Raw genomic sequence first — 22,215 nt, forward strand, 5'->3', positions numbered from 1 at the left:
TTGATTTCTTACAAGCTCAGTCCCTTTAGGGCTGAGTTATTGACATTTGCATTTTCCCTGTTTCTTGATTAAGTGCAAGATATGAGGTAAGGTATAGGTTTACTGATTAAATCAAAAAATGTCTGAACAACAAACCATTAGTCCTTGGCAATCTAAACCTTGGTGGTGTCAACCTTGGTCAATTATCCTAACCAGTTTAACATTAATCAGCGGTAGTTGGTTAATCTTCAAAATTATTTGGTTAACAATTTTAGTTGCTATTCCATTATTGATTTGGATGGGATTTTTTCTGTTAATTTGGCCGCAGATGATGATTCGCAGTGGAGTTTTGCACAAAATCACAGAATAGTTAATTTAAATCTTTTTGTCAACATGAATGCTCAAATTTCTATTATTATTCCCACTCTCAATGAAGCGGATAATATTAAAGAAGCAATTATTAGCAGTCAATCTAGTAGTAATGTAGAAATAATTGTAGTTGATGGTGGTTCAAAAGATGAAACATTATTAATCGCTAAATCATTGAATGTTAAGGTAATTATTTCTCCTCCCGGACGTGCTAATCAAATGAATACAGGTGCTATGGCTGCTAGTGGGGAAATTCTCCTATTTCTCCATGCTGATACCCGTTTACCGACTAATTTCGAGCAGATGATTCGCACAACCTTAGCAAAACCGGGAATTGTGGCTGGTGCGTTTGCTTTACGGATAAATGCCCCTAATTGGGGGTTGCGTTTGGTAGAATTTGGTGTAAAATGGCGATCGCATCTTTGGCAAATGCCCTATGGTGATCAAGCTATTTTTCTCACCAAAGATGTATTTCAGCAAGTTGGTAATTTCCCGCCAATATCAATTATGGAAGACTTTGCAATGATGAGAAAATTAAAACCTCTGGGCAAAATTCACCTATTACCAACACCCGTAATTACCTCACCTCGCAGATGGTTAAAAAAAGGAATTATCCAAACGACTATTTTGAATCAAATGATTGTCATTGCTTATTTACTCGGTATTTCTCCAACCCAAATTCGTAATTGGTACTCTTCCCCAAAATTATAGAGAATTTTTATGATTATTACCCTTTTATCAGCAATAGATTTTTCTGTAATTCAAGAATCTGTTAAAGTATCTTCTCCCAATCTTCAAGAATTTTTACAGAATGCTTTACAGTGGATTAATAGCCTTGGTGCTATAGGAGGAATAGTATTTATTGGTATCTATATTATAGCTACTCTAGCTTTTTTACCGGCTGCACTGCTGACATTGGGTGCTGGGGTAATTTTTGGTGTAATTTGGGGTTCTATATATGTCTTTATTGGGGCTACATTAGGTGCTATAGCAGCATTTTTAGGAGGACGTTATTTAGCGCAAGGTTGGGTAAAAGAAAAAATATCTAGTTACAAAAAATTTGCCATCATTGATAAAGCAGTTAGTAAAGAAGGATTAAAAATTGTCCTATTAGTTCGACTTTCTCCCCTCTTTCCCTTCAATTTATTAAACTATGCTTTCGGAATTACTAGTGTTTCTTTTCAAGACTATTTAATTGGTTCAGTGGGGATGATTCCTGGAACAATTATGTATGTTTATTTTGGATCTTTAGTAGGAGATATAGCCTTAATTGGCAGTAAAAATCAACCTGGAAACATCATTCTCCACTGGGTAATTCAAATCATGGGGTTGATAGCAACAATTGCTGTCACAGTTTATGTCACGAAGATAGCTAAGAAAGCTTTAGAAGATGAGAACTTATAAAAATTCTTTGTTTTTTATTTTTCAATAATTTTAGTAATTTTGTTAAATATAAAACCGATAAATTTCTGATGATAATGTATTTATAAATAACAGATCATATAATCAAAAACATAGTTTATACTTAACCATTCAGAGGTAATACTAATGTCAACTTCAGAATCTCCAAGAGTCACAATTCGTCCCATGGATGAGTATAATCAAAAACTCCTCAAAAATGTTCATCCAGATAATTGGGTAAATCCCCAAAGGGCTGATTGTTATGATTTAGTAGTAATTGGTGGGGGAACTGCGGGTTTGGTTGTCGCTGCGGGGGCTGCGGGATTAGATTTGGGTTTAAAAGTGGCATTAATTGAAAAAAATCTCATGGGAGGAGATTGTTTAAATTTTGGTTGTATTCCTTCTAAATGTTTAATTCGTTCTTCTCGTGTAGTTGAAGAAATCAGAAAAACCAAAGATTTAGGGATTAATATTTCTCAGAAATTTGATGTGGATTTTGCCACAGTTATGGAGAGAATGAGACGCATTCGGGCGAGTATTAGTCATCATGATTCTGTGGAAAGATTTAAAAGTTTAGGAATTGATGTTTTTTTAGGTGATGGTAAATTTATAAACAAGAATACTATAGAAGTTGATCAGCAAACATTAAAATTTAAAAAAGCTGTCATTGCTACTGGTGCTAGGGCTGTTAAACCGAAAATTCGGGGAATTGAAGCAGCAGGTTATTTAACTAATGAAACTGTTTTTTCCCTAACTCAGAAACCCGAAAAATTAGCCATAATTGGTGGTGGACCTGTTGGCTGTGAATTAGCACAAACATTTCAGCGTTTGGGTTGTGAAGTGACATTATTTCATCGAGGTTCACATATTTTAAATCAGGAAGATTCAGAAGCAGCGGAGATTTTGCAAAAAGTTTTAATTGATGAAGGTATTCGTTTAGTATTAAATTGTCAATTAGAAGAAGTTGTTACAGTTACGGAAGGAAAACGCCTATATTTTTCTGTGAATAGTGAACGAGATTCGGTGACAGTTGATGAAATATTAGTTGGTGCGGGACGGGCTCCCAATGTGGAAAATTTGAATTTAGAGGCAGTGGGTGTAGAATATGATCAAACCTGGGGTGTAAAAGTGAATGATTATTTACAAACCACAAATCCCAAAATTTACGCCGCTGGTGATATCTGCATGAATTGGAAATTTACTCATGCGGCAGATGCGGCAGCGCGAATTGTGATTAAAAATACCCTGTTTTCGCCTTTTGGTTGGGGACGATCTAAACTCAGTAGTTTAGTGATGCCTTGGGTGACATATACCAGCCCGGAAATTGCTCATGTGGGGATGTATGCAAATGAAGCGAAAAAATTAGGTATAGAAATAGAAACTATTAAGATTCCTTTTAAAAGTATAGACCGAGCGATCGCAGATCATGAAGAATCTGGTTTTTTAAAGATTCATCACAAAAAAGGATCAGATCAAATCCTCGGTGCAACCATAGTTGCTAATCATGCAGGGGAGATGATTTCGGAAATTACTACAGCTATTGTTAATAATATTGGTTTAAGTAAACTGAGTAGTGTAATTCATCCTTATCCCACTCAAGCGGAAGCCATTAAAAAAGCCGCAGACGCTTATCGTAAAACTCTACTAACACCAAGAACTAAGCAATTATTGGGATTTTTAACCAAGTTTTCTTAAATTTGAGAGTTTCAGATCCCCGACTTCTCTAAGAAGTCGGGGATCTTGTTCTTGAAGAAAATATTCATGGTAAAATTCATGAAGAAAGAGAAAAAATTGCCCCAGCTATGCCAGGATTATCAGGACATCAAACAAAATGGAATATAAATCTCTGGCTATTGTCAGCAGTATCGTTATATTTGGAATTCTGGAAACCTTAGTTCCTTTCTTTCAATATCGTCAAAATCCCATTAAAAGAGTTATTCACAATTTAATTTTGGGGTTAATAAATTTTTTTGTGGTTAATTTAACTGTTATTTTAATCTTAAATTCTCTCTGGAAACCAACTTTATGGCGGGGATTATTTTATGATATTAATTTACCCTGGTTACATTTTATTCTCTCTTTTTTATTGCTTGATTTGTATATGTATACGTGGCATAGATTAATCCACACTTGGGGTTTTGCTTGGCGTTTTCACAAAGTCCATCATACAGATAGATGGATGAATATATCCACAGCTTACCGCTTTCATACAGGAGAAGTTATTGTTGCCAATATTCCCAAAATTGGGTTAATTTATCTGTTGGGAATTACACCAAACGCTTGGATATTATATGAATCTTTATTTGCGGTATCATTAGTTTTTCATCACAGTAATTTTGCCTTACCTTTTAAAATAGATAAATTCCTGAGTTATTTTATTGTTACACCTAATTATCATCGCGCTCATCATTGTCAATTAACAAAATATTTAAATAGTAATTATACAAGTTTATTAACTATATGGGATCTAATTTTTCAATCTCGTTATTATCCGCCCCAACCAGAAAGCATCCAGTTAGGTATATCGGAAGAAACCAGAGATCTTAATTTTATCAGTTTATTAAAATTACCGTTTGTGTCTGTTAATAAACACAATTGATAGGATCAGAGAACGGAATTCAAAAGTAAAACATTAAGAAACTTATCCAAAGATGCAGAAGCTGATTTAAGATTAAAATTAATGAGCTAAATTGTTCAATTTGGAGTTTTTCGCTGTGTTAAGTTCACCTTTACCCACAATCAACGCCCTCAAACAACCTACCAGTGATGCTTGGGTAGAGCAAGCGATCGCTAACCTTGATATTATCTTACTAGATCACTCCCACTGTGAACGCAAAGCCGCAGGAGTAGCATTAAATATGATGTTTCGCTATCCCTCTAATGCTAAAATGGTGAGAGAGTTAACAGCGATCGCTCGTGAAGAACTAGAACACTTTGAACTCGTCAATCAATGGCTAGAACGCCGTAACATCAAACTAGCAGCCCTATCCGCACCCCCCTACGGTGCAGGGTTAAAATCCCAAGTTCGGGGACAAGAACCCCAGAGATTTTTAGACTCCTTACTCGTCACCGGCTTAATAGAAGCCCGTAGTCATGAACGCTTAGGACTCCTAGCTGCTAACTGTCCAGAACCAGAATTAGCCGCATTTTACCGCAGTTTAATGGCATCAGAAGCCCGACATTTTGGGATGTATTGGGTTTTAGCTGATACCTATTTTGACCGAAAAATCGTCATGGACAGATTAGACGAATTAGCAGAGGTGGAAAGTCAATTATTATCAACCTTACACCCAGAACCGAGAATACATAGTTAGTCAGTTTTTGCCGGAGTATGGATTAACAACCAAGATTGCAAATCATTCAAACTCTGAAAATCTAAAAGAGCTTCACTCAATTCTTCCAACACAGATAATGGTAAACCAGAAATAGATTTTATCTTTCTCTGAGATATTTTACCAAACCGCTTTGTTAATTGTCGAATCACCAAATTAATTGTAGCTTGTTCTATGCCTTGTTCTATGCCTTGTTCTAGTCCTTCCTCTAGTCCTTCTTCTCTGCCTTGTTCCAGTCCTTCCTCTCTGCCTTCTTCTTTAATTTCTTGATAAACTCTAGTTTCTTTGAGTGTAATTCCTAACATTGATTCTACCTCCCGACGACTCAGATTTTCAAACTTGTAGACCATGATTGTCGTGATCATCTCCATCATAGCTTGACTTGATGGTGTGACAATCTCCTCATGGGTTCTGGTTAATAAATATCTAGCTACTGCTGGGGCTTGACTTTCTTCCAGGGTAGTTAGTAACATGACACCTAAACCTAATGGTAATTCTTGAATATCTCCCAATTCATCTAAATATACTCGATGTACTTGAGGACTGTTGAGAAATCCCCGATGAGGATAAATGTCATTTTGTTCCGTATTTCGAGATGGATAAATGATCACTACTTGCCAATCACAAAATCTTTTGCGATTACGATAAAAATATAGTGAAGTTTCCGCACAGATTCTTTCATACAATTCCTCATCTCTTTGAAATTGTACCTCACAAAAATATACTATGCCCTGTTCATCACTTTCTGGTGGTAAAAATACACCATCAATTGCAAAAGTCGGTTCTTTGACAGCCACAGAATCAAAGCGGTAAGCCTGAGCATTAATCGGCGGATCTGTCAACAGTTCAAACAACAAAGATGGATATTGTTGAAAGAGTTTATAAAAAAGTGAATCTCTTCGCATAAATCATGATTATAATATTTACTGGTTAAAATTCCTCAAACTTTGCGTCTTTGCTCCTTTGCGCCTTTGCGCGAAACATAATTTAACTGTAAAATAGAAAAAACCCCGGAGGTAGAATTACGGTTTACGCACGTCCCCTAGCCAAATTAATCGAACAGTTGCAACGGCTACCCGGAGTTGGTCCAAAAAGCGCCCAACGTTTAGCTTTGCACATCTTAAAAAGACCAGAAGCAGAGGTAGAGGCTTTAGCCCAAGCACTTGTTGACGCGAAAAAACAGGTAGGTTTATGTAAAGTTTGTTTTCACCTTTCATCAGATCCAGTCTGTGAAATTTGTCGTCACCCTCAACGAGATAATACAACTATTTGCGTAGTTGCAGATTCCCGTGATGTGATTGCCTTAGAAAAAACTCGTGAATTTAAAGGTAAATATCATGTTTTATGTGGTGTAATTTCCCCTATGGATGGTATCGGACCAGAACAGTTAACCATTCAAGCTTTAGTGAGACGGGTAAGTGAACAAAAACCCCAAGAGGTGATTTTAGCCATTAGTCCCAGTATCGAAGGGGAAACCACAACATTATACATAGGTCAATTACTAAAACCATTTACAAAAGTCACCCGTATTGCCTTTGGTTTACCCGTCGGTGGTGATTTAGAATATGCTGATGAATTAACTTTAGCCAGAGCTTTAGAAGGACGGAGAGAGTTAGATTAAAAGTAGCAAATTTCATTACCAAAATGTTTTTTACCAATTCCTTAGAAAATCAACTTCAAGAGTGTAACAATACCATTAACGTTCAACCAAATAATGTTAATGCTTATGTTCGTCGCGGCATGGTTTATTTTAAATTAGGAAAAATTACCGAATCAATTCAAGATTTTGATCATGCAGAAAAGTTAGATATTCAAATTACTCCTTATCTTTGGCAACGAGGACTATCCTATTATTATGCAGAACGATTTGCTGAAGGTGCAAAACAGTTTGAAATTGATTTAACTGTTAATGCTCAAGATGTGGAAGAAACAGTCTGGAGATATCTTTGCATAGCTAGATTATCCGGTGTTACAGAAGCTCGTAATTCTTTATTACCTGTGAAAAATGATCCGCGAAAAATCATGAAGTCTGTCTATGATTTGTTTGCAGGTAATTGCACAACAGATGATGTTTTGAATGTGGGAAAATTGGCAGGATTAAAAGGTAAGTTTTACAGTCATCTTTATTTGGGTTTATATTATGAAGCTGAGAATAATTTAGAGTTAGCGCAGGAATATATAGTTAAAGCGGCTGATGAATATAAAATTGATGATTATATGTGGTATTTAGCCGTAGTGCATAAGCAGTTACGGAAATGGGAGTAATATATGAAATACAGTAGGGCTGATTCCTAGTAAAGATAGAATTTTCGCTATTGGTTGTATAAATGAATTGGGCGAGTATTTTGTATTTATGGATGAAAATGAATTACTGGGGACGTTGTGACGTTTTATCAAGGATTTCTGGGATTGACTAATTCTGAAAGCTATTCCAGTGGGTATTATTTGGAGTTGATTGCTAAAAAACGAGATGAGTTACTTTCGGTTGTTGAGCCTCAAGGTGATGTGGGGAAGCAGTTGAGTCTGTTTTGAGTAAGGGATTATACTAATGATGAGATCGATCGTCTATGGTATGGAGGAGGGCGATCGCACAATCTGAACAGAATCAACAGGTAAATAAAAAATTTCCGTTGTAGCAGGAATATATTACTACTACCTAACTATCAGAGTTTCCCTTTGTTAAATTTGCCTTAAATTTCTGAGTAATGCTTATGTACTATTGACTAATTATCAACGTAATGTTAGTTAATTCTATGGAAGCAATTATCCTTGTAGGGATTCAATCAAATCAAATGGCAAAAAACAAGATTGGAAATATACCTTTTCCACCTTTAGTTAAAATAGATGTAAATGAGCCGCTTTCGGTAGATGAAGTTACAAAGATTTTAAAGTCTCGTGATGAGGGAATTAGTATTTGTGTAAGAAGTCAAGAAGGACATCCTGATCGAGGTGGTTATTTCTTTCATATTCTACCCAAAAAAGAAAAAAACATCACTCTATGCGAAATATACAATTTTGAAGAAAAACCAGTCATTACCTTAACAGTTAATGAATTGACAGATTTTATCAACCATTGTTCAGGATTACAGTTTAGCAAAACAGCTTTTCATCTTTGTCAATCAGTAATTAATTTTCGACTAGACCCTGAATAAGATATTTTGGTTTTTTATGTTGTTTTATTTTTATCATCTGAGAACCATCTAAATCATATTCCGTTGAATCATATTTGTCATTAAAAGTATAAATTTTGTTTGCTCCATTTGTAAAGATATGTAGCAGAATGTCATTTTTCCTTTCTTTAGAAAACATTGAAAAAAAAGAATTAAGAATAAAACAAACATTTTTTGATTGCCATCCTATAAAATACTGAGCATTATTATCATTATAATGAATTGGATATATTTCATTACTGCCTGTAATTTTAGGTAAAAGTAAATAAGCTAAATTTTTAAATCCTTCAGTAATTACTATATTCTTGAATGAAAGATACTCTGTAATAGTACGATAGATAAGAGTTGATTCAGGAGGCTGATACTCAAAATCTTTTTTCCATATCCGTAACAGCTTTCCATAATTACCTTCTTCTTGATTATAGATCCCATTTTTACAGTTTACTGCATATCTCAAATCAAACCCTTGAAGACCATCACCAAGGTCTTGAGGTGGCTTATTTAACCAGTACCAATCTCTTAAATATGCAAGTGATGAAGCATGAAAAACAAAAGCTTTATGAACAAAAGGTGATCTGTCCCATTTTATGTCTTGAGAATCATATTTCCAGTCCCAAAGAAACACGACCACAAAATCTGTTTTTGGATGAATATCTTTTTTTAGAGTATCAAAGTTGGCTGACTTCTCTTCTGCAATACTTTGAAGACACTTTACCTCAACCCTTAGACCTCTTTCTCCTGATATTTTACGGACTTCTAAATCAGGAAAGCGATTAGCTACAACATAGCACCAAAAAAGGTTTTGTATTCCATTATCCTCAAGAATACGAGTTGCTATACGAGCAAGTTCATACTCTAAAATTAAACTTACACGATTACGTACATCTGTGAGATTCCTTTCATTCTTTGGAATCTTTTCACCTGCGTATATTCCTAACCTTTGTCTTACATCATTAGTATTTAAACGAGAAACTATCTCTGGCAAAAAAATGTCAGATAACCAACCTAATGTCTCAAGAGGTTCACATTCACCCATTAAAAATTTTTGTAAGCTAAGAGCATCAAATTTCATAGTTATCACTTATAAAACAAGTAACAAGTTCTTTTACAGAAGATTTTATTATATTTTGGGACATTTCTATCAAAGATTCTGCTTCTAATTTAAGTTTTTCTGCTTTTTGTCGTTGATTAAGTAAATTTTGATAAATTTTATGTTGAATTTTTTTAGGAGGAATCGGAATTATAATTTGATTGATATCTCGTGAGTTAATACGTGGACGACCAATTCCTGTTACTAAGTGCATAATTTGCCCATAAACAAAATTTGATCTTAGTAAGATACTTAAAAGAAGAGGATCTATTATTGGTGTACCATCAAGGTTTTGACGAACAGAGAAAACTGAGCATTCAGAAGATACATAACCTGACTCAGAAAAATCCATCAATGCTACTTTTCTTAAATTAGGACGCATTTTAGCAAAAATTATATCTCCAGGCTTATATATTTTTACAGAACTTTTTAATGAATCAGCAGGTGTTAGTATCTGTTCTACATAACCTGTATGAGGCTCAATATTAGCAAGGCCAGTGTACCGAATAATAGTTCCACCTAAATTTTTTGATGGCACTATAGAAACATTTCTTTCAATGCAAATATCTTTTAAATATTTGACAGGATAAGCACAACTAGAAATAAGTTCGCTGCTGACTTTTCTTGATGAATGATTATACTGAAAATCAATGCGATAACCGTTTTCTTCTTTCGTGTTAATTAAATCAATATCAGTCACATAAATATTTTCTTTCGGATTAATTATACCATCTTCAATATACTTATGCCAAGCTGAGAGGATTTCAGGAAAATCACTATTAAGATAACTTGTACCATCTTGATTATATTGAATATCATCGTCTCCATTTGGTTTACGTCCGACTGTTTCTGCTTTTGCAAAAAAGATTTTTTGAGTATTATGATTGGATATTTTCTTCTTCGATAGTACAATAATGGAAGTATTCACTGTTGCATAGGGCATAAAAGCTGTATCTGGAAGGGTTACTACAACTTTTATATCAAAATTTTCAGTAATAAAACGTCTCACATCAACTGTAAGAGTCTGGTTAAGAATTCCTTCTTCAACAACAATAGCTAATATGCCATTTTCACGTAAGAGTGAATGACAACGTTCAATAAATAAAATTCCTCTGCGACGGGATGACTTGCCTAATCCAAGTTTCATTGTTTTTAAAACTTTTGAATCTGTAAAGTCACTTCCGAAAGGAGGATTGGTAATTATAGTATCAAAACTCGAAAAATATTTTTCAATATCTGCACCAAGAGTACCTCCATCAGGAAGAAATATTTTGTGAATATTTTTGGCTTCATGAAGAAGCATATTTATTCCAGATATCCAAGAAAGACGTTCATCAATTTCAATACTCGTCAGAGACGAATAGTTTAATTTGTGACGAGCAATACTTGAAAGAAAACCACCTGTTCCTGATGCAGGATCGCAAACATCACCTTTAATATATGGTTTACATAAGGAAACTATAAATTCAACAATGTGCGGTGGTGTAAAGAATTGTTGATGATCTCCTTTATCAAATGTATTACGGATGACTTCTTCATAAGCAAGACCTTTGAAATCAAAGTGAGTTGATGAAAAGTCAAAAGATTGAAGGGCTAAAACACACTCATAAATTGCTTGGTCTGAGCAACATAACTTACTAAAGCTTACAGGAATTAAATCCTTGTATTGCATTGCCAGTTCATAATAATAGTTTCTAATAGCTTGAGTATTAACAGAATTACTACTTATTAGAAAAGGAGTTACAAAACCATCTTTTTGAGCTTTATCTGCAACAATTTTTGTAAAAATCAACTTTGTAATTTCATCAAAGCGATTAATAATGTTACTTTGGCTATCATTATCACGAAAGATACTATGAAGTCTAGAGACCAGAAGACGGATGCTTCTGACATCAAAAAGTTCAAATTTTGGGGTAATTGTTTCCATTAAACTGCTCAAAGTTTTCCTTCACGTTCTAATTTTTCTTGTGCTGCTTGAAGCAACCATGCCCTACGGCTTGTCTTCGTCAACTTCCGTGCATTGTCAATAAAATTACACATTTCTGCTGGTATCACCATTTGAAAACGCACTTCTTTGGCACTTTTATCCTGTTCGTCTTGTTTTACTGGTGGACTGCCAGCATTGATGATACCCTCAATGTCTACCTGATTTGATTCCATTACATTGTAGTTACTTGGCTTGCGAATTGTGATTTTGTACTATTAATGTTCTAACATTATACTATCTTAGTATCAAAACAGTACAAAAAGTATATTAAATTTATTAACTTTGTTTAATGTATAGATAGTCACTTAATTTCTATATTAGTTATCGTTCAGCATTGTGTTTAGAGCTAACGCTCATGTACGACAATTATATTGCCGTACTACCATGCCAACATACTTATACTTTGGTGAAAACGAATTCTTTCTAACTCGCACTATCAAACAACTAAAAACCCACACTCTAGATCAACAATGGGCAAACTTCAACTATACAGAATACCCTCCAGAATCTAAAGAAACCATTCCTCAAGCATTATCCGATATCATGACACCAGCAGTTGGGAGTGGAGGACGATTAGTACATTTGCCCAACAGCACATTACTGGGAGTTTGTTCAAAAGAAATTTTGTTGCAGTTGGAGTCCATTCTCCCCAAAATTCCCTCCACAAATACACTCCTTATCACCAACACTCACAAACCTGACGCGAGAAATAAATCAGTCAAACTCCTACTGGAGTCCGCACAGGTACAGGAATTTCCTCTCATTCCCCAATGGCAAACCGAAGCATTAATACAGCAAGCTCGTACTTTAGCTGACGAAGTAGGTGTAACACTCACCACCGATGCCTACACAGTATTGATTGATTATACAGGCAATCATACACAACTCATATTCACCGAACTAGAAAAGCTCAAAACATAAGCTTTGGGTAAAACAGTCAATGGGGATATGGTGAAAGAATTAGTCTCCGAAAGTGCTGCTAATAGTTTACAACTAGCCAACGCCATTCGCTTGGGTAACATTGCTCAAGCATTAGAATTTGCTGAACGCTTAATTAACTGTAACGAACCAGCTTTAAAAATTACCGCTATATACTCAACACGGCTTAATTATTTGATTCTGTGGGTAGGGGTTTAGCACTGCTCATTGGTGTCAACTTAACGTAAAACCCATAACCCGCCTGGGAATAAATTCCCAGTCTAATAGCGGAAGTCATCTAAAGATGACTGAATACTAGGAAAATTTATTAGTCCGTTTTAACGGACTTGAGCTATTAGACAGGGAATTTATTCCCTGGTGGGTGTGAAAGCCAATAGATAAGCCATTTCTAACTTAAGTTGACACCAATGAGCAGTGCTAAACCCCTACAAATCTAGGTTTTTCATGATTTCGTAAAAGTCCATTTCCCAACCGTGTTTAGTATAAATCGTGAGTCGGCTTTTAGAAATTAATGCGACGATAAACTTCACCAAGGGGGACTTCTACATTTAAACTATGTAATAATATAGACTGCTCAAGATGATCATAAACCTGCCATTGCCAGCGAACTGCTTGCAGCAGCGCTAGTTCCCTCCGGGACGCTCCGCGAAGGCTATCGCTACTATCATCAAGTTTGTAATAATGCTCAATATAGGGTTCAGTTTGGCTAACTAGCAGATATTCGCAAAAGCTAGGAAGGGAGCGATATTTTCTAAATTTATCACCTCTATCATAACCTTCAGTAGAGGGTGATAAAACTTCCACAATTACCAGAGGATTGAGAATTTCGTCAGTGCGCTCACCGTTAAACTCCGGTTCACCATTAATTACAAGAACATCAGCATAAGTACCATGATTAAACTCAGAAATCCAGATTCTTAAGTCCCCATTATAAGTTTGAAAATTAGTGTCTCTGAGAGCTACATTAAGTAAAGTAGTAATATTGACGGTAAGACGGCTATGAACTTCTGAACCTCCAGCCATTGCAATAATTTCTCCGTTACAATATTCATGTCTTTCGGCTGCGGTTTCCTCCATCACTCGATACTCATCTGGAGTGAAGTGAGTTGTTGTTATATCCTGAGTAATATTGGGGGGACTGGTTTGAGTAATAACCACGATCAAACCTCACGAATAATTGGTTTTATTTCAAGATAGTTCTTCCTTATCAACTTCATGATAACAAATTTTAAATCAATTGTCAAGCCCCAAATACAGTTTTTTGCGATCGCTATTTCTGGTTAAAGGAAAATAAGCTAAATCAGGTCTAAATTGAAAGCCATAATTTTTTATAACCAGAGTCAAGGTCAGATAAAATTATATAATAATTTGGTTTTGATGAGGTAAAATGTTTACTCTATTGAAGCACACATTTTTTAAATATGGATGCTAGAATGGACGCTTTTGGGATCAGAGTTCGCTATTTCAGAAAACGTTTAAAACTTTCTCAAGATGAATTAGCTGAAAAATCTGAGTTACATCGTACATACATTGGTGCTGTAGAGAGAGGTGAACGAAATATTAGTTTAATGAATATTTTTCGTTTAGCTGATGCTCTTCAAGTTACAGCTAAAGATTTGTTTGATAATCAAATAGAAAATGGAGAAAACACAAAATGATAAATGAAGATGAGTTACTGAATATAGCTATAGGAAATATTAGAAAAGTTTCAGAATTTAACCCTTACAAGAGCTATGATGGTGTCAATAACAGAGAAGAATTTCAGCAATTCATAGCTAATGATCCTGCCTTTGGTTCTGTAGGTTTAGATGACGAAAGATACATTATTGCCAGAGTAGGAGGAAATCTTGTAACTTCTTTACATCGCAAACTTGGTGATATGTATGAGAATTTATTTGCCTACTTATTAAAAGAGAGTTTTGGCTTAAATGAGAATGAATTACACTTTAGTGTCAATATTAAAATTGGTGAGCGTGAGCAAGATCGATCCATTGATGGATTAATAAGAAAAAATAAGTTTAACCAAAATATTCCTCAAAATTGGATTCAACATGAAGGAATAGGATTTGAAGTCCGTTCATGCTATCAAATTGGTGACTCTAAAAGAATTCAGGCTGATTATGATACGTCCTTAGCTTTGAAATCATATCAAATTCTCCCTGTAATGTTAATTTTCTGCAATACATCTTTAAAAAGCCCTGTACTTAGATTATCAAAGAGTTGGGAACTCTATGAAGGAATAAACAGTTTTAATTTAGGGTTCTTGCGTAGATTTTATGGTAATTGAGGATTGATTACCGCGAAACCCTTACGGGGCAAGGGTTATAACCTATTATGCCCAATATTTTTAATGAAATGCCGATACAATAAGGCTTTCAATGATTTTGAACTGGGTTCTCCATAAAAAGTACCAAAGAACCTAATTTAGTTCATACTATTACTGGTTTCGATCTTTATAATTTTCTTCAGAGAAATTCAGAATCTTTGAAAAAAGAGATAGATAATATTTTCTCTAATTTTTAATACATACTGCTGTTTCATACAAACGTTTTTTACCACCTCTTTTTCTAAAGGAAATTATTTTCTCAACTTCAAAACCCTCGTGTTGAAAAAGCTGCCCCAAAATCACCTCTGTAAATATCTCTACATTTGAGAGCCTAGAATTACCCACAACATAAACACCCTGGAAATTTCTGGATACGCTCTGTTTTAAACATTTTATATGTTTCCACAAATCAATAAAGTATTTGGTGGCATAATTACACATCAAGATATTTTGATTTTTAAGCTCATCATAGTAAGAAAGATATGGCTTAATCTCATCAGGAACTATAATTAAATCCTTCTGTAAAATTGAAGTCGCTCTACCCCATGTTCCACCTATTGCTTGTAAATCTATTTCCGTAGCTTCACTAATATCTTCTAATAGTTCTAAGAAATGCAATTGAGGTCTGGTTTGATGAACATAACTATAACGGTTTGGATAGGGAGGTGAAGTAATTACAAAATCTATAGAACGATTAATAATCTTATTTTGTAAGTTGTTTGTGGAATTACCGACTATAATGGAGTTAAAATTTGAAAATAATATTTGCTTTTGATTGAGCTTGATCAAATCTTCCTTTATGTTCTGGAGATTTGTACTAATTTCCAAATAAACATCTATCTCCCTCTGATGATTATCATCAAATGTAATAGTTGGATGATTTCTATGAATATTTGCACAATCTAAACACGCTTTATTCAAAGATAACCAGATATATTCAGAAATAGGATTATATTTTTCCTGATTCATTATCTCACGGCAAATAATCAAATTCTTTAACACATGAATTTTCCACCAACGAAAGACATTATGAATAATTGGAACTCTGGTATTGAATATCTCAATAACATCTTCTAGTGAAAATGTCTGATATTTTTTAATCGTATCAAATATTTCTTCAAGATAAATATTAATTAAATGCGTATTATCAATATTCCATAGTAACGACTTATTTCCCACTTGCTGAAGTAGAGGATTAATCTCAATTCCCATAGCCTTAATTCCATGCTTCTGACATTCAATAACTGTTGTGCCTCTACCACTAAATGGATCAACGACAAAATCATCTTTACTAATTTTAAATATATCAATAAAAAAGCGAACTAAATTTGGCGAATAGCTAGGGGTCAGCCGATACCATCTATGTACTGACTCTGTTTGTCCTGCTTTAAATGTGATATCACCTATATCAATTTCTTGATAGTTAAAACCAGACTCCTCAATGCTTCTATAAAAACAGTTAGCAATATGAGTATTTCTATCTTCAAATAGTGATAGTTGTTGAAACATGATAACTTTAATAGTAAATTGCTACTTAAAAGTAGCACAAAATGTTCATATTGGCAATACTGCTTCAACTATAAATTTAGACTCTCCTGCCACCCACCACTATAGTACATAAGTTCTATTTTGGCTAATTTACTACCATCTCAAAAATTCATCCCTAAGATTCTTTGATCCCCCTTTATCAGTTGTTACATACAGTCCTAAACTGGAGATGAGAGTGAAAGGCAGTTGGGAGAAATTTTGTGAAAAAAGTTTTAGCAATTATTCTGGGTGGGGGTGCGGGGACTCGGCTTTATCCGTTAACTAAACTCCGCGCCAAACCAGCAGTACCAGTGGCCGGGAAATATCGTCTCATAGATATCCCTGTTAGCAACTGCATCAATTCCGAAATATTCAAAATCTACGTTCTGACTCAATTTAACTCAGCCTCTCTGAATCGGCACATCGCCCGTGCTTACAACTTCAGTGGGTTTAGTGATGGGTTTGTAGAAGTGTTAGCAGCACAACAAACCCCAGAAAACCCCAACTGGTTCCAAGGTACGGCTGATGCTGTGCGTCAGTACATCTGGATGTTACAAGAGTGGGATGTAGAAGAATTTCTGATTCTTTCCGGTGATCACCTTTACCGCATGGATTACCGGCAGTTTATCCAGCGACATAGAGATACAAATGCTGATATTACACTTTCCGTCATTCCCATGGATGATCGTCGAGCCTCCGATTTTGGCTTGATGAAAATTAATGAATCGGGTAGGGTAATTGATTTTAGCGAAAAACCCAAAGGTGAAGCTTTAGCACAAATGCGTGTTGATACCACCATATTGGGATTGACAAAAGAACAAGCCGCATTACAGCCATATATCGCCTCCATGGGGATTTATGTCTTTAAAAAAGATGTTTTGATTAAGTTGCTAAAAGAATCTTTAGAACGGACTGATTTCGGTAAGGAAATTATTCCTGATGCAGCGAAGGATCACAATGTTCAAGCTTTCTTATTTGACGACTATTGGGAAGATATTGGGACAATTGAATCTTTTTATGAGGCTAATTTAGCCCTGACTAAGCAACCCCTACCTCCTTTTAGCTTCTACGATGAAGCAGCACCGATTTATACTCGCGCTCGTTACTTACCCCCCTCTAAACTGTTGAATTGCCAAATCACAGAATCCATGATTGGCGACGGTTGTATTTTGAAAGATTGTCGGATTCAACATTCAGTTTTGGGAGTGCGATCGCGGATAGAATCAGGATCGGTAATCGAAGAAACCCTGATCATGGGTGCTGACTATTACCAACCATCTGTAGAAAGACAGTGCAGTTTAGAACAAGATGATGTTCCCGTCGGTATTGGTACAGACACCATTATTCGTCGTGCCATTATTGATAAAAATGCCCGCATTGGTCACAATGTGAAAATTATCAATAAAGACAACATCCAAGAAGCCGAACGAGAAAAGCAAGGCTTCTATATCCGTAGCGGCATTGTCGTTGTTCTCAAGGGTGCTTTAATTCCTGATGGTACAATCATTTAGTTAGTAGTGATTGGTAATTGGTAATTGGTAATTGGTAATTGGTAATTGGATGATTTATCTTTCTTGTCCCCTGTCCCCTGTTCCCTGTTCCCTGTTCCCTATTCCCTATTCCCTATGACTAAATTAATTTTGCTAATTGGTCTTCCTGGTAGCGGTAAATCAACCTTAGCAAAACAATTATTGACAGAATGCCCTCAGATGCAGCTAATTTCCACAGATGCTATCCGAGGGCAGCTTTTTGGCTCAGAAGCAATTCAAGGACCCTGGCTGCTAATTTGGCGCGAACTGGAACAGCAATTACAGCAAGCCATAACCGCAGATCAAGAAGTGATTTTTGATGCTACCAACGCCCAAAGGAAAAATCGTCGGGAAGTAATTACTCTCGCCCGTGATTGTGGCTTTAGTTATATCATGGGGGTTTGGGTAAAAACTCCAGTTTGGCTATGTTTGGCCCGAAATCAAAGACGGATTCGCCAAGTTCCCCAAGATATAATTCTCCGAATGCACCGTCAACTCCAGGATGCTCCCCCCAGTGTAGAAGAAGGAATAGATGAGCTTATATTCTTTTAATCATAGCAGAAGTACGGGAATTGCGATCGCCCATTCAGCAAGAACCACACTTGATCATAGGAATGATTTGTTAGTCTAATGCCAGGGTCTTTTTATCTGAGATTAGACCAAATAAAAGTTAGAAAAACATCACGTAAACGGCGTTGCTGAATCGAGGTATGAAATTTCCAAATTGAACCTTTAAAAATCTTACCTTTGCGTCTTTGCGCCTTTGCGTGAGACTAAAATTCATACCCTTAATCAGCAACGCCACGTAAACTTATATAGGAGGCTAGTAGATGGCTGCAACCGACTTTAAAGACTATTATGCAATGTTAGGAATTAGTAAAACCGCCACTTCAGAAGAAATTAAACAAGCTTTTCGCAAACTAGCCCGTAAATTTCATCCTGATGTTAACCCCAATAACAAACAGGCTGAAGCCAAATTTAAAGAAGTTAATGAGGCTTACGAGGTATTATCTGACCCAGATAAACGCAAAAAATACGACCAATTTGGTCAATATTGGAAACAAGCTGGTCAAGGTTTTCCCGGTGGTGGTCCTGGGGATATGGGCGGAGTTGATTTTGGTCAATACGGCAGTTTTAATGACTTCTTAACTGAATTATTTGGTGGTGCAGGTCCTGGCAGCGGACGACAAAGTTACTCTTATCGAACTTCTCCAGGTAGACCAGGTGGCGGTTTTAACGATTTTGGTCTTCAAGATGGCGGTGCTGGTGGTACACAAGATACAGAAGCTGTAATTATTTTAACTTTTGCCGAAGCATTTTCCGGTGTTCAAAAACGGTTTAGTTTAGGCAACGAAACTATTGATGTGCGTATTCCTGGTGGCGCTAAAACTGGGACTCGTCTACGGGTGAAAGGAAAAGGCCAAATTAACCCCATGAGTCAACAACGGGGAGATTTATACTTAAAGGTAGAATTACAACCCCATACTTTTTTCCAAATAGAAGGGGACAATCTGGTTTGCGAAGTCTTAATTACCCCTGATGAAGCCACATTAGGTGCAGCGATAGATGTACCCACACCCGATGGTCATGTTAGTGTTAAGCTACCTGCGGGAGTTCGTTCTGGTCAATCTCTGCGCTTACGTGGTAAGGGTTGGCCTGTAGCTAAAGGTGGACGTGGTGATCAATTTGTGAAAGTAGCGATCGCTCCCCCAAAAGACCTCACACCCCAAGAGCGGGAATACTATGAAAAAATCCGAGCTATCCGTACCTATAACCCCCGTAGTCATTTAGCACAAGTTAAATTGTAAAGATTATTGAGGGTATTTCCGTAAACAACGATCCATAAATGTTATTTTCTATTGCTTGTAGGATTTTCACCATTTTATGATTTATGCTATCCCTGTTCCTTAAATAATCGCCTCTGAAAGCCTTCTGGAATGATCATAAATTTTAAGAATCATTACAGAATTACTTGAAAATCACTGAGTTCCTTTTGCATCAAGGCTTTAATTCCCCTTTGGATCTCAAAATCAGCAAACGGACAGTATCTAATGCTTGCCTTTAAAGTTATATTCCCTGTATAATCACAAGTGTCTGCCCAAGTCTTTGTCGGTCTATACACAAAATAGTTAGTTATTTTGCCTGAATGTTAATTCAGTCAGAGTTAAACATTTTTTTGTACCTAGCTATATCTGTTTATAGATTTTTGCCACTGCATAACATCTTGTGAGGAGTAATATTTTGAAGATAAAAAAGCATTCCATTAGACTAGTCAATTATTTAAGACATTTTGTCTACTTGAGTTTATGGCTAACCTTACCAAGCTTACTGCTGGGAACAACTATCTCAGTTAATTCCGCATCTGCGGCAGATGACATGGTAGCAGCAAATCTCAATAATGAATTAATTACAGATCAAACGACAACAACCACTTCTTTAGCCGATACCAAACAAGTATTCACAGCCGCAGACTTAAAACCAAAGGTTGAATCTACTCCTGGGCAAAAACAACTAATTGCCCAAAATGCCGACAGTGATACCAATGATCTCAATAAAATCCGCCAAGAGTTATTAGTTGAACCCCTAATCAAAGCCAAGATAGTATTACCTAAGCCAACTTACCCACCCGGACTCAGTTTTGCTGCTCCCAGTGCCTTCGGAGCTAACATGGGTGACGCTTTTATAGGAGCATCAGGGGCAACCGCTGGTACGAGAGGTAACAGTCTAAATGATATAGACGGAAGTACCAGTCTCGGTTTTGGCTTAGGAAATTCCCAAAAAACAGTTGGTTTGGAATTATCCTTCAACAACGGTAGTATCAAAAGATTTGGTAGTAATGGAACTTTTGACCTCAAAGCTCACCGCATTGTCTATGCCAAAGGAACCAATCAAGTCGGTGTAGCTGCTGGCTGGAAAACCTTTGCTCAGTATAAGACTGAAGCTAGTATTGAACCTATTAGACCTTCCAGCGTTTATGGCGTGGTAACAACTTACTCCCTTTTAAAGCCTAATGATCCTGTTAATAAAATGCCTATCTCCTTCTCACTAGGGGCTGGGGGTGGCGATTTCAGGCAAGGTAATGCCAGTACGGGTGTATTTGCTGGAGCAGGTGTGCAAGTTCATCCCCAAGTAGGTGTAGGTCTAGGTTGGAGTGGAATTGGTTTCAACGTTGGGGCTTCCTTTGTTCCTGTGCCGACTTTACCCTTAACAATTACAGCCCAAGCTTCGGATCTCACTGAGAACACCGCAGGCGGCACAGTATTCTCCTTGAGTGTAGGTTATGGTTTCAATTTCTTGCCTAAATAAACACTTCAATATTTAAAGAATCATTATCATGTTGAAAATCAGAAATCTCCTTTTTGCCCTCAGTCTTAGTCCTGTACTATCCGTTATTTGGCAATTACCAAACCAAGCCCAAGTTAGTAAAGGTACGGCTGGAGTTGACAGTGGTGCTGCTACTGGTGCTTCACAAACTAGTGGTTTTTCCACGCCCCCAACAACAACGATAGGAGGAACAACAACAACAACGATAGGAGGAACAACAACACCAGCAGTAACAGCAACAACAGCAACAGGAATTTCTATCACCATTCCCATCATATCTGGTGTTTCACCCGCCATTACAACTGGCGTTTCCACAACAGGTACTCTGTCGGCGGTTAGTACAACTGGTGACGCAACTACGGCATTACCTACAATTACCGTTTCAGCAGCAACCGTAGAACCAACTTCACCTGGTATCACTGTAACAAACGGTGCAACGGCAAACACTATTGTGATCACTCTTTCACCGCAAGTCCAGGTTACTGTGAATCAGGTGGCTGCTGCTATTACTCAGGCTCTTAGTACAACAGGTGGTACAACAGGCGGTACAACAGGCGGTACAACAGGTGGTACAACAGGCGGTACAACAGATGGTGGTACAACAGGCGGTGGTACAACAGGTGGTGGTACAACAGGTGGTGGTACAACAGGTGGTGGTACAACAGGCGGTGGTACAACAGGCGGTGGTAGTGCTGCTAACGTTGCTTCACTGCTGACAGGCGGTGCTGGGTCACAACAAGTTGCGGTAGCTCTGACAAACAGCTTCACTGCTGCGGGCATTTCCCCACAACTAGCAACAGCACTAGTCACATCTCTCACAGGTTTGTTTGGTTCTACTCAAGGTTCCTTACCAAATCAGCCCCTAGCCCAAGCAACATCAGGACAGCTAGTAGCCAGCACTAAAGCTTTGAAACCTATTCTTGTTATTGCTCAATCTGGTGCAGCAATAAATGTAGATATCAACAAGCTGAACGATGCCATTGTTGCCTACAATGGCATTATTCTCACCAGCGAGGCAGAAAATCTCAGGAAACTTTATAAGGATACCGACTTCGTTGGTATTGGTAAAGTTCTCAAAGAACTAAGAAAGTCAGTTCAATAGCACTCTATCACAAAAGTATCACCAAATAGAACGAAAGGCACGGAAGCCACTTGGCTTTAGAGGGTGTTTGAAAAGTTATGGTTGATGTATCAAATATTTTTTACCCCACCCTAACCCTCCCCTTGTAAAGGGGAGGGAAC

At 36.7% G+C, this 22,215-nt stretch carries 25 protein-coding genes; 19 read left to right on the forward strand and 6 right to left on the reverse strand.

Going from position 1 to position 22,215, the window contains the following annotated elements:
• The first annotated feature begins 118 nt into the window (after positions 1-118).
• The 6 genes from FJR06_RS06445 (at position 119) to FJR06_RS06470 (ending at position 5,063) form a co-directional block, all read left to right on the forward strand.
• Entirely contained in the window at positions 119-349 is a 231-nt protein-coding gene (locus tag FJR06_RS06445) for a DUF6737 family protein (RefSeq protein WP_015078909.1), read from the forward strand.
• A gap of 23 nt (positions 350-372) precedes the next feature.
• A complete protein-coding gene (locus FJR06_RS06450) occupies positions 373-1,059 on the forward strand; it encodes a TIGR04283 family arsenosugar biosynthesis glycosyltransferase (protein ID WP_041457690.1) in 687 nt (228 codons plus the stop codon).
• Positions 1,060-1,068: 9 nt separating this feature from the next.
• On the forward strand, positions 1,069-1,752 hold the full coding sequence (locus tag FJR06_RS06455; protein WP_015078907.1) for a TVP38/TMEM64 family protein: 684 nt from the start codon (positions 1,069-1,071) through the stop codon (positions 1,750-1,752).
• Between the two features lie 144 nt (positions 1,753-1,896).
• Positions 1,897-3,444: a mercuric reductase gene (locus FJR06_RS06460; RefSeq protein ID WP_015078906.1), complete on the forward strand. Its 1,548-nt coding sequence runs from the start codon at positions 1,897-1,899 to the stop codon at positions 3,442-3,444.
• 136 nt (positions 3,445-3,580) lie between these two features.
• Positions 3,581-4,348 carry a sterol desaturase family protein gene (locus FJR06_RS06465; RefSeq protein ID WP_168633317.1) on the forward strand — a complete coding sequence of 256 codons (768 nt, stop codon included), beginning with the start codon at positions 3,581-3,583 and terminating at the stop codon, positions 4,346-4,348.
• A 115-nt stretch (positions 4,349-4,463) separates the two neighbouring features.
• Positions 4,464-5,063: a tRNA-(ms[2]io[6]A)-hydroxylase gene (locus FJR06_RS06470; RefSeq protein ID WP_148763212.1), complete on the forward strand. Its 600-nt coding sequence runs from the start codon at positions 4,464-4,466 to the stop codon at positions 5,061-5,063.
• On the opposite strand, the gene FJR06_RS06475 is transcribed toward FJR06_RS06470, so the two are convergent.
• Positions 5,060-5,986 (reverse strand): Rpn family recombination-promoting nuclease/putative transposase, encoded by a 927-nt coding sequence (locus FJR06_RS06475; protein ID WP_168651067.1) that lies wholly within the window; start codon positions 5,984-5,986, stop codon positions 5,060-5,062. The two genes, FJR06_RS06470 and FJR06_RS06475, sit on opposite strands and share 4 nt — an antisense overlap.
• A gap of 116 nt (positions 5,987-6,102) precedes the next feature.
• On the opposite strand from FJR06_RS06475, the gene recR reads away from it, so the two are divergent.
• From recR to FJR06_RS06490, 4 genes are all read left to right on the forward strand, one after another.
• Complete coding sequence (gene recR, locus FJR06_RS06480; protein WP_168633350.1) at positions 6,103-6,702, forward strand: recombination mediator RecR; 600 nt, start codon at positions 6,103-6,105, stop codon at positions 6,700-6,702.
• A 23-nt stretch (positions 6,703-6,725) separates the two neighbouring features.
• Positions 6,726-7,346 carry a hypothetical protein gene (locus FJR06_RS06485; protein WP_168651068.1) on the forward strand — a complete coding sequence of 207 codons (621 nt, stop codon included), beginning with the start codon at positions 6,726-6,728 and terminating at the stop codon, positions 7,344-7,346.
• A gap of 144 nt (positions 7,347-7,490) precedes the next feature.
• Positions 7,491-7,613: a hypothetical protein gene (locus FJR06_RS24660; protein WP_256369485.1), complete on the forward strand. Its 123-nt coding sequence runs from the start codon at positions 7,491-7,493 to the stop codon at positions 7,611-7,613.
• Between the two features lie 206 nt (positions 7,614-7,819).
• On the forward strand, positions 7,820-8,233 hold the full coding sequence (locus FJR06_RS06490) for a hypothetical protein (protein ID WP_217359763.1): 414 nt from the start codon (positions 7,820-7,822) through the stop codon (positions 8,231-8,233).
• On the opposite strand, the gene FJR06_RS06495 is transcribed toward FJR06_RS06490, so the two are convergent.
• Genes FJR06_RS06495 through FJR06_RS06505 form a run of 3 tightly spaced genes read right to left on the reverse strand, consistent with a single transcriptional unit; the run spans position 8,208 to position 11,501 of the window.
• On the reverse strand, positions 8,208-9,323 hold the full coding sequence (locus FJR06_RS06495; RefSeq protein ID WP_168651070.1) for a hypothetical protein: 1,116 nt from the start codon (positions 9,321-9,323) through the stop codon (positions 8,208-8,210). The genes FJR06_RS06490 and FJR06_RS06495 overlap by 26 nt on opposite strands.
• Positions 9,313-11,268 (reverse strand): N-6 DNA methylase, encoded by a 1,956-nt coding sequence (locus tag FJR06_RS06500; RefSeq protein ID WP_168651071.1) that lies wholly within the window; start codon positions 11,266-11,268, stop codon positions 9,313-9,315. Before FJR06_RS06500 ends, FJR06_RS06495 begins: the two co-directional genes overlap by 11 nt.
• 8 nt (positions 11,269-11,276) lie before the next feature.
• Positions 11,277-11,501 carry a hypothetical protein gene (locus FJR06_RS06505; RefSeq protein WP_168651072.1) on the reverse strand — a complete coding sequence of 75 codons (225 nt, stop codon included), beginning with the start codon at positions 11,499-11,501 and terminating at the stop codon, positions 11,277-11,279.
• Positions 11,502-11,712: 211 nt separating this feature from the next.
• On the opposite strand from FJR06_RS06505, the gene holA reads away from it, so the two are divergent.
• On the forward strand, positions 11,713-12,249 hold the full coding sequence (gene holA / locus FJR06_RS06510; RefSeq protein ID WP_254434394.1) for a DNA polymerase III subunit delta: 537 nt from the start codon (positions 11,713-11,715) through the stop codon (positions 12,247-12,249).
• 3 nt (positions 12,250-12,252) lie between these two features.
• Entirely contained in the window at positions 12,253-12,465 is a 213-nt protein-coding gene (locus tag FJR06_RS24265) for a hypothetical protein (protein ID WP_254434395.1), read from the forward strand.
• A gap of 303 nt (positions 12,466-12,768) precedes the next feature.
• Here FJR06_RS24265 and FJR06_RS06515 read toward each other — a convergent pair whose 3' ends face one another.
• Complete coding sequence (locus FJR06_RS06515) at positions 12,769-13,425, reverse strand: Uma2 family endonuclease (protein ID WP_371723523.1); 657 nt, start codon at positions 13,423-13,425, stop codon at positions 12,769-12,771.
• A gap of 263 nt (positions 13,426-13,688) precedes the next feature.
• On the opposite strand from FJR06_RS06515, the gene FJR06_RS06520 reads away from it, so the two are divergent.
• Together FJR06_RS06520 and FJR06_RS06525 are read left to right on the forward strand one after the other, a co-directional pair.
• The gene (locus FJR06_RS06520; protein ID WP_168651073.1) at positions 13,689-13,925 is read left to right on the forward strand and encodes a helix-turn-helix domain-containing protein; all 237 of its coding nucleotides are present in this window, start codon (positions 13,689-13,691) and stop codon (positions 13,923-13,925) included.
• Complete coding sequence (locus tag FJR06_RS06525) at positions 13,922-14,554, forward strand: type I restriction endonuclease (protein ID WP_217359764.1); 633 nt, start codon at positions 13,922-13,924, stop codon at positions 14,552-14,554. The genes FJR06_RS06520 and FJR06_RS06525 overlap by 4 nt, the downstream gene beginning before the upstream one ends.
• Positions 14,555-14,779: 225 nt before the next feature.
• Here the strand turns inward: FJR06_RS06525 and FJR06_RS06535 are convergent, their stop codons facing one another.
• Complete coding sequence (locus FJR06_RS06535) at positions 14,780-16,102, reverse strand: DNA methyltransferase (protein ID WP_168636737.1); 1,323 nt, start codon at positions 16,100-16,102, stop codon at positions 14,780-14,782.
• Between the two features lie 239 nt (positions 16,103-16,341).
• On the opposite strand from FJR06_RS06535, the gene FJR06_RS06540 reads away from it, so the two are divergent.
• From FJR06_RS06540 to FJR06_RS23940, 5 genes are all read left to right on the forward strand, one after another.
• Entirely contained in the window at positions 16,342-17,631 is a 1,290-nt protein-coding gene (locus FJR06_RS06540) for a glucose-1-phosphate adenylyltransferase (RefSeq protein ID WP_168651074.1), read from the forward strand.
• A gap of 114 nt (positions 17,632-17,745) precedes the next feature.
• Complete coding sequence (locus FJR06_RS06545; RefSeq protein ID WP_168465300.1) at positions 17,746-18,201, forward strand: AAA family ATPase; 456 nt, start codon at positions 17,746-17,748, stop codon at positions 18,199-18,201.
• 278 nt (positions 18,202-18,479) lie between these two features.
• Positions 18,480-19,457, forward strand: a complete 978-nt coding sequence (locus tag FJR06_RS06550; protein WP_168633327.1) for a DnaJ C-terminal domain-containing protein — start codon at positions 18,480-18,482, stop codon at positions 19,455-19,457.
• A gap of 433 nt (positions 19,458-19,890) precedes the next feature.
• A complete protein-coding gene (locus tag FJR06_RS06555; protein ID WP_015078888.1) occupies positions 19,891-20,955 on the forward strand; it encodes a hypothetical protein in 1,065 nt (354 codons plus the stop codon).
• A 28-nt stretch (positions 20,956-20,983) separates the two neighbouring features.
• Positions 20,984-22,075, forward strand: coding sequence for a hypothetical protein (locus tag FJR06_RS23940; RefSeq protein ID WP_217356990.1), 1,092 nt, complete (start codon positions 20,984-20,986; stop codon positions 22,073-22,075).
• The last annotated feature ends 140 nt before the right edge of the window (positions 22,076-22,215 follow it).

The organism is Dolichospermum sp. UHCC 0352, from assembly GCF_009711925.1.
In the GTDB taxonomy this organism is placed as follows: Bacteria; Cyanobacteriota; Cyanobacteriia; order Cyanobacteriales; family Nostocaceae; genus Dolichospermum; species Dolichospermum lemmermannii.

Coding starts and splice junctions, on each gene's coding strand:
- FJR06_RS06445 (WP_015078909.1), top strand. CDS start 119: ATGTCTGAACAACAAACCATTAGTCCTTGGCAATCTAAACCTTGGTGG.
- FJR06_RS06450 (WP_041457690.1), top strand. CDS start 373: ATGAATGCTCAAATTTCTATTATTATTCCCACTCTCAATGAAGCGGAT.
- FJR06_RS06455 (WP_015078907.1), top strand. CDS start 1,069: ATGATTATTACCCTTTTATCAGCAATAGATTTTTCTGTAATTCAAGAA.
- FJR06_RS06460 (WP_015078906.1), top strand. CDS start 1,897: ATGTCAACTTCAGAATCTCCAAGAGTCACAATTCGTCCCATGGATGAG.
- FJR06_RS06465 (WP_168633317.1), top strand. CDS start 3,581: ATGGAATATAAATCTCTGGCTATTGTCAGCAGTATCGTTATATTTGGA.
- FJR06_RS06475 (WP_168651067.1), bottom strand. CDS start 5,986: ATGCGAAGAGATTCACTTTTTTATAAACTCTTTCAACAATATCCATCT.
- FJR06_RS06485 (WP_168651068.1), top strand. CDS start 6,726: ATGTTTTTTACCAATTCCTTAGAAAATCAACTTCAAGAGTGTAACAAT.
- FJR06_RS06490 (WP_217359763.1), top strand. CDS start 7,820: ATGTTAGTTAATTCTATGGAAGCAATTATCCTTGTAGGGATTCAATCA.
- FJR06_RS06495 (WP_168651070.1), bottom strand. CDS start 9,323: ATGAAATTTGATGCTCTTAGCTTACAAAAATTTTTAATGGGTGAATGT.
- FJR06_RS06500 (WP_168651071.1), bottom strand. CDS start 11,268: ATGGAAACAATTACCCCAAAATTTGAACTTTTTGATGTCAGAAGCATC.
- FJR06_RS06505 (WP_168651072.1), bottom strand. CDS start 11,501: ATGGAATCAAATCAGGTAGACATTGAGGGTATCATCAATGCTGGCAGT.
- holA (WP_254434394.1), top strand. CDS start 11,713: ATGCCAACATACTTATACTTTGGTGAAAACGAATTCTTTCTAACTCGC.
- FJR06_RS06520 (WP_168651073.1), top strand. CDS start 13,689: ATGGATGCTAGAATGGACGCTTTTGGGATCAGAGTTCGCTATTTCAGA.
- FJR06_RS06525 (WP_217359764.1), top strand. CDS start 13,922: ATGATAAATGAAGATGAGTTACTGAATATAGCTATAGGAAATATTAGA.
- FJR06_RS06535 (WP_168636737.1), bottom strand. CDS start 16,102: ATGTTTCAACAACTATCACTATTTGAAGATAGAAATACTCATATTGCT.
- FJR06_RS06545 (WP_168465300.1), top strand. CDS start 17,746: ATGACTAAATTAATTTTGCTAATTGGTCTTCCTGGTAGCGGTAAATCA.
- FJR06_RS06550 (WP_168633327.1), top strand. CDS start 18,480: ATGGCTGCAACCGACTTTAAAGACTATTATGCAATGTTAGGAATTAGT.
- FJR06_RS23940 (WP_217356990.1), top strand. CDS start 20,984: ATGTTGAAAATCAGAAATCTCCTTTTTGCCCTCAGTCTTAGTCCTGTA.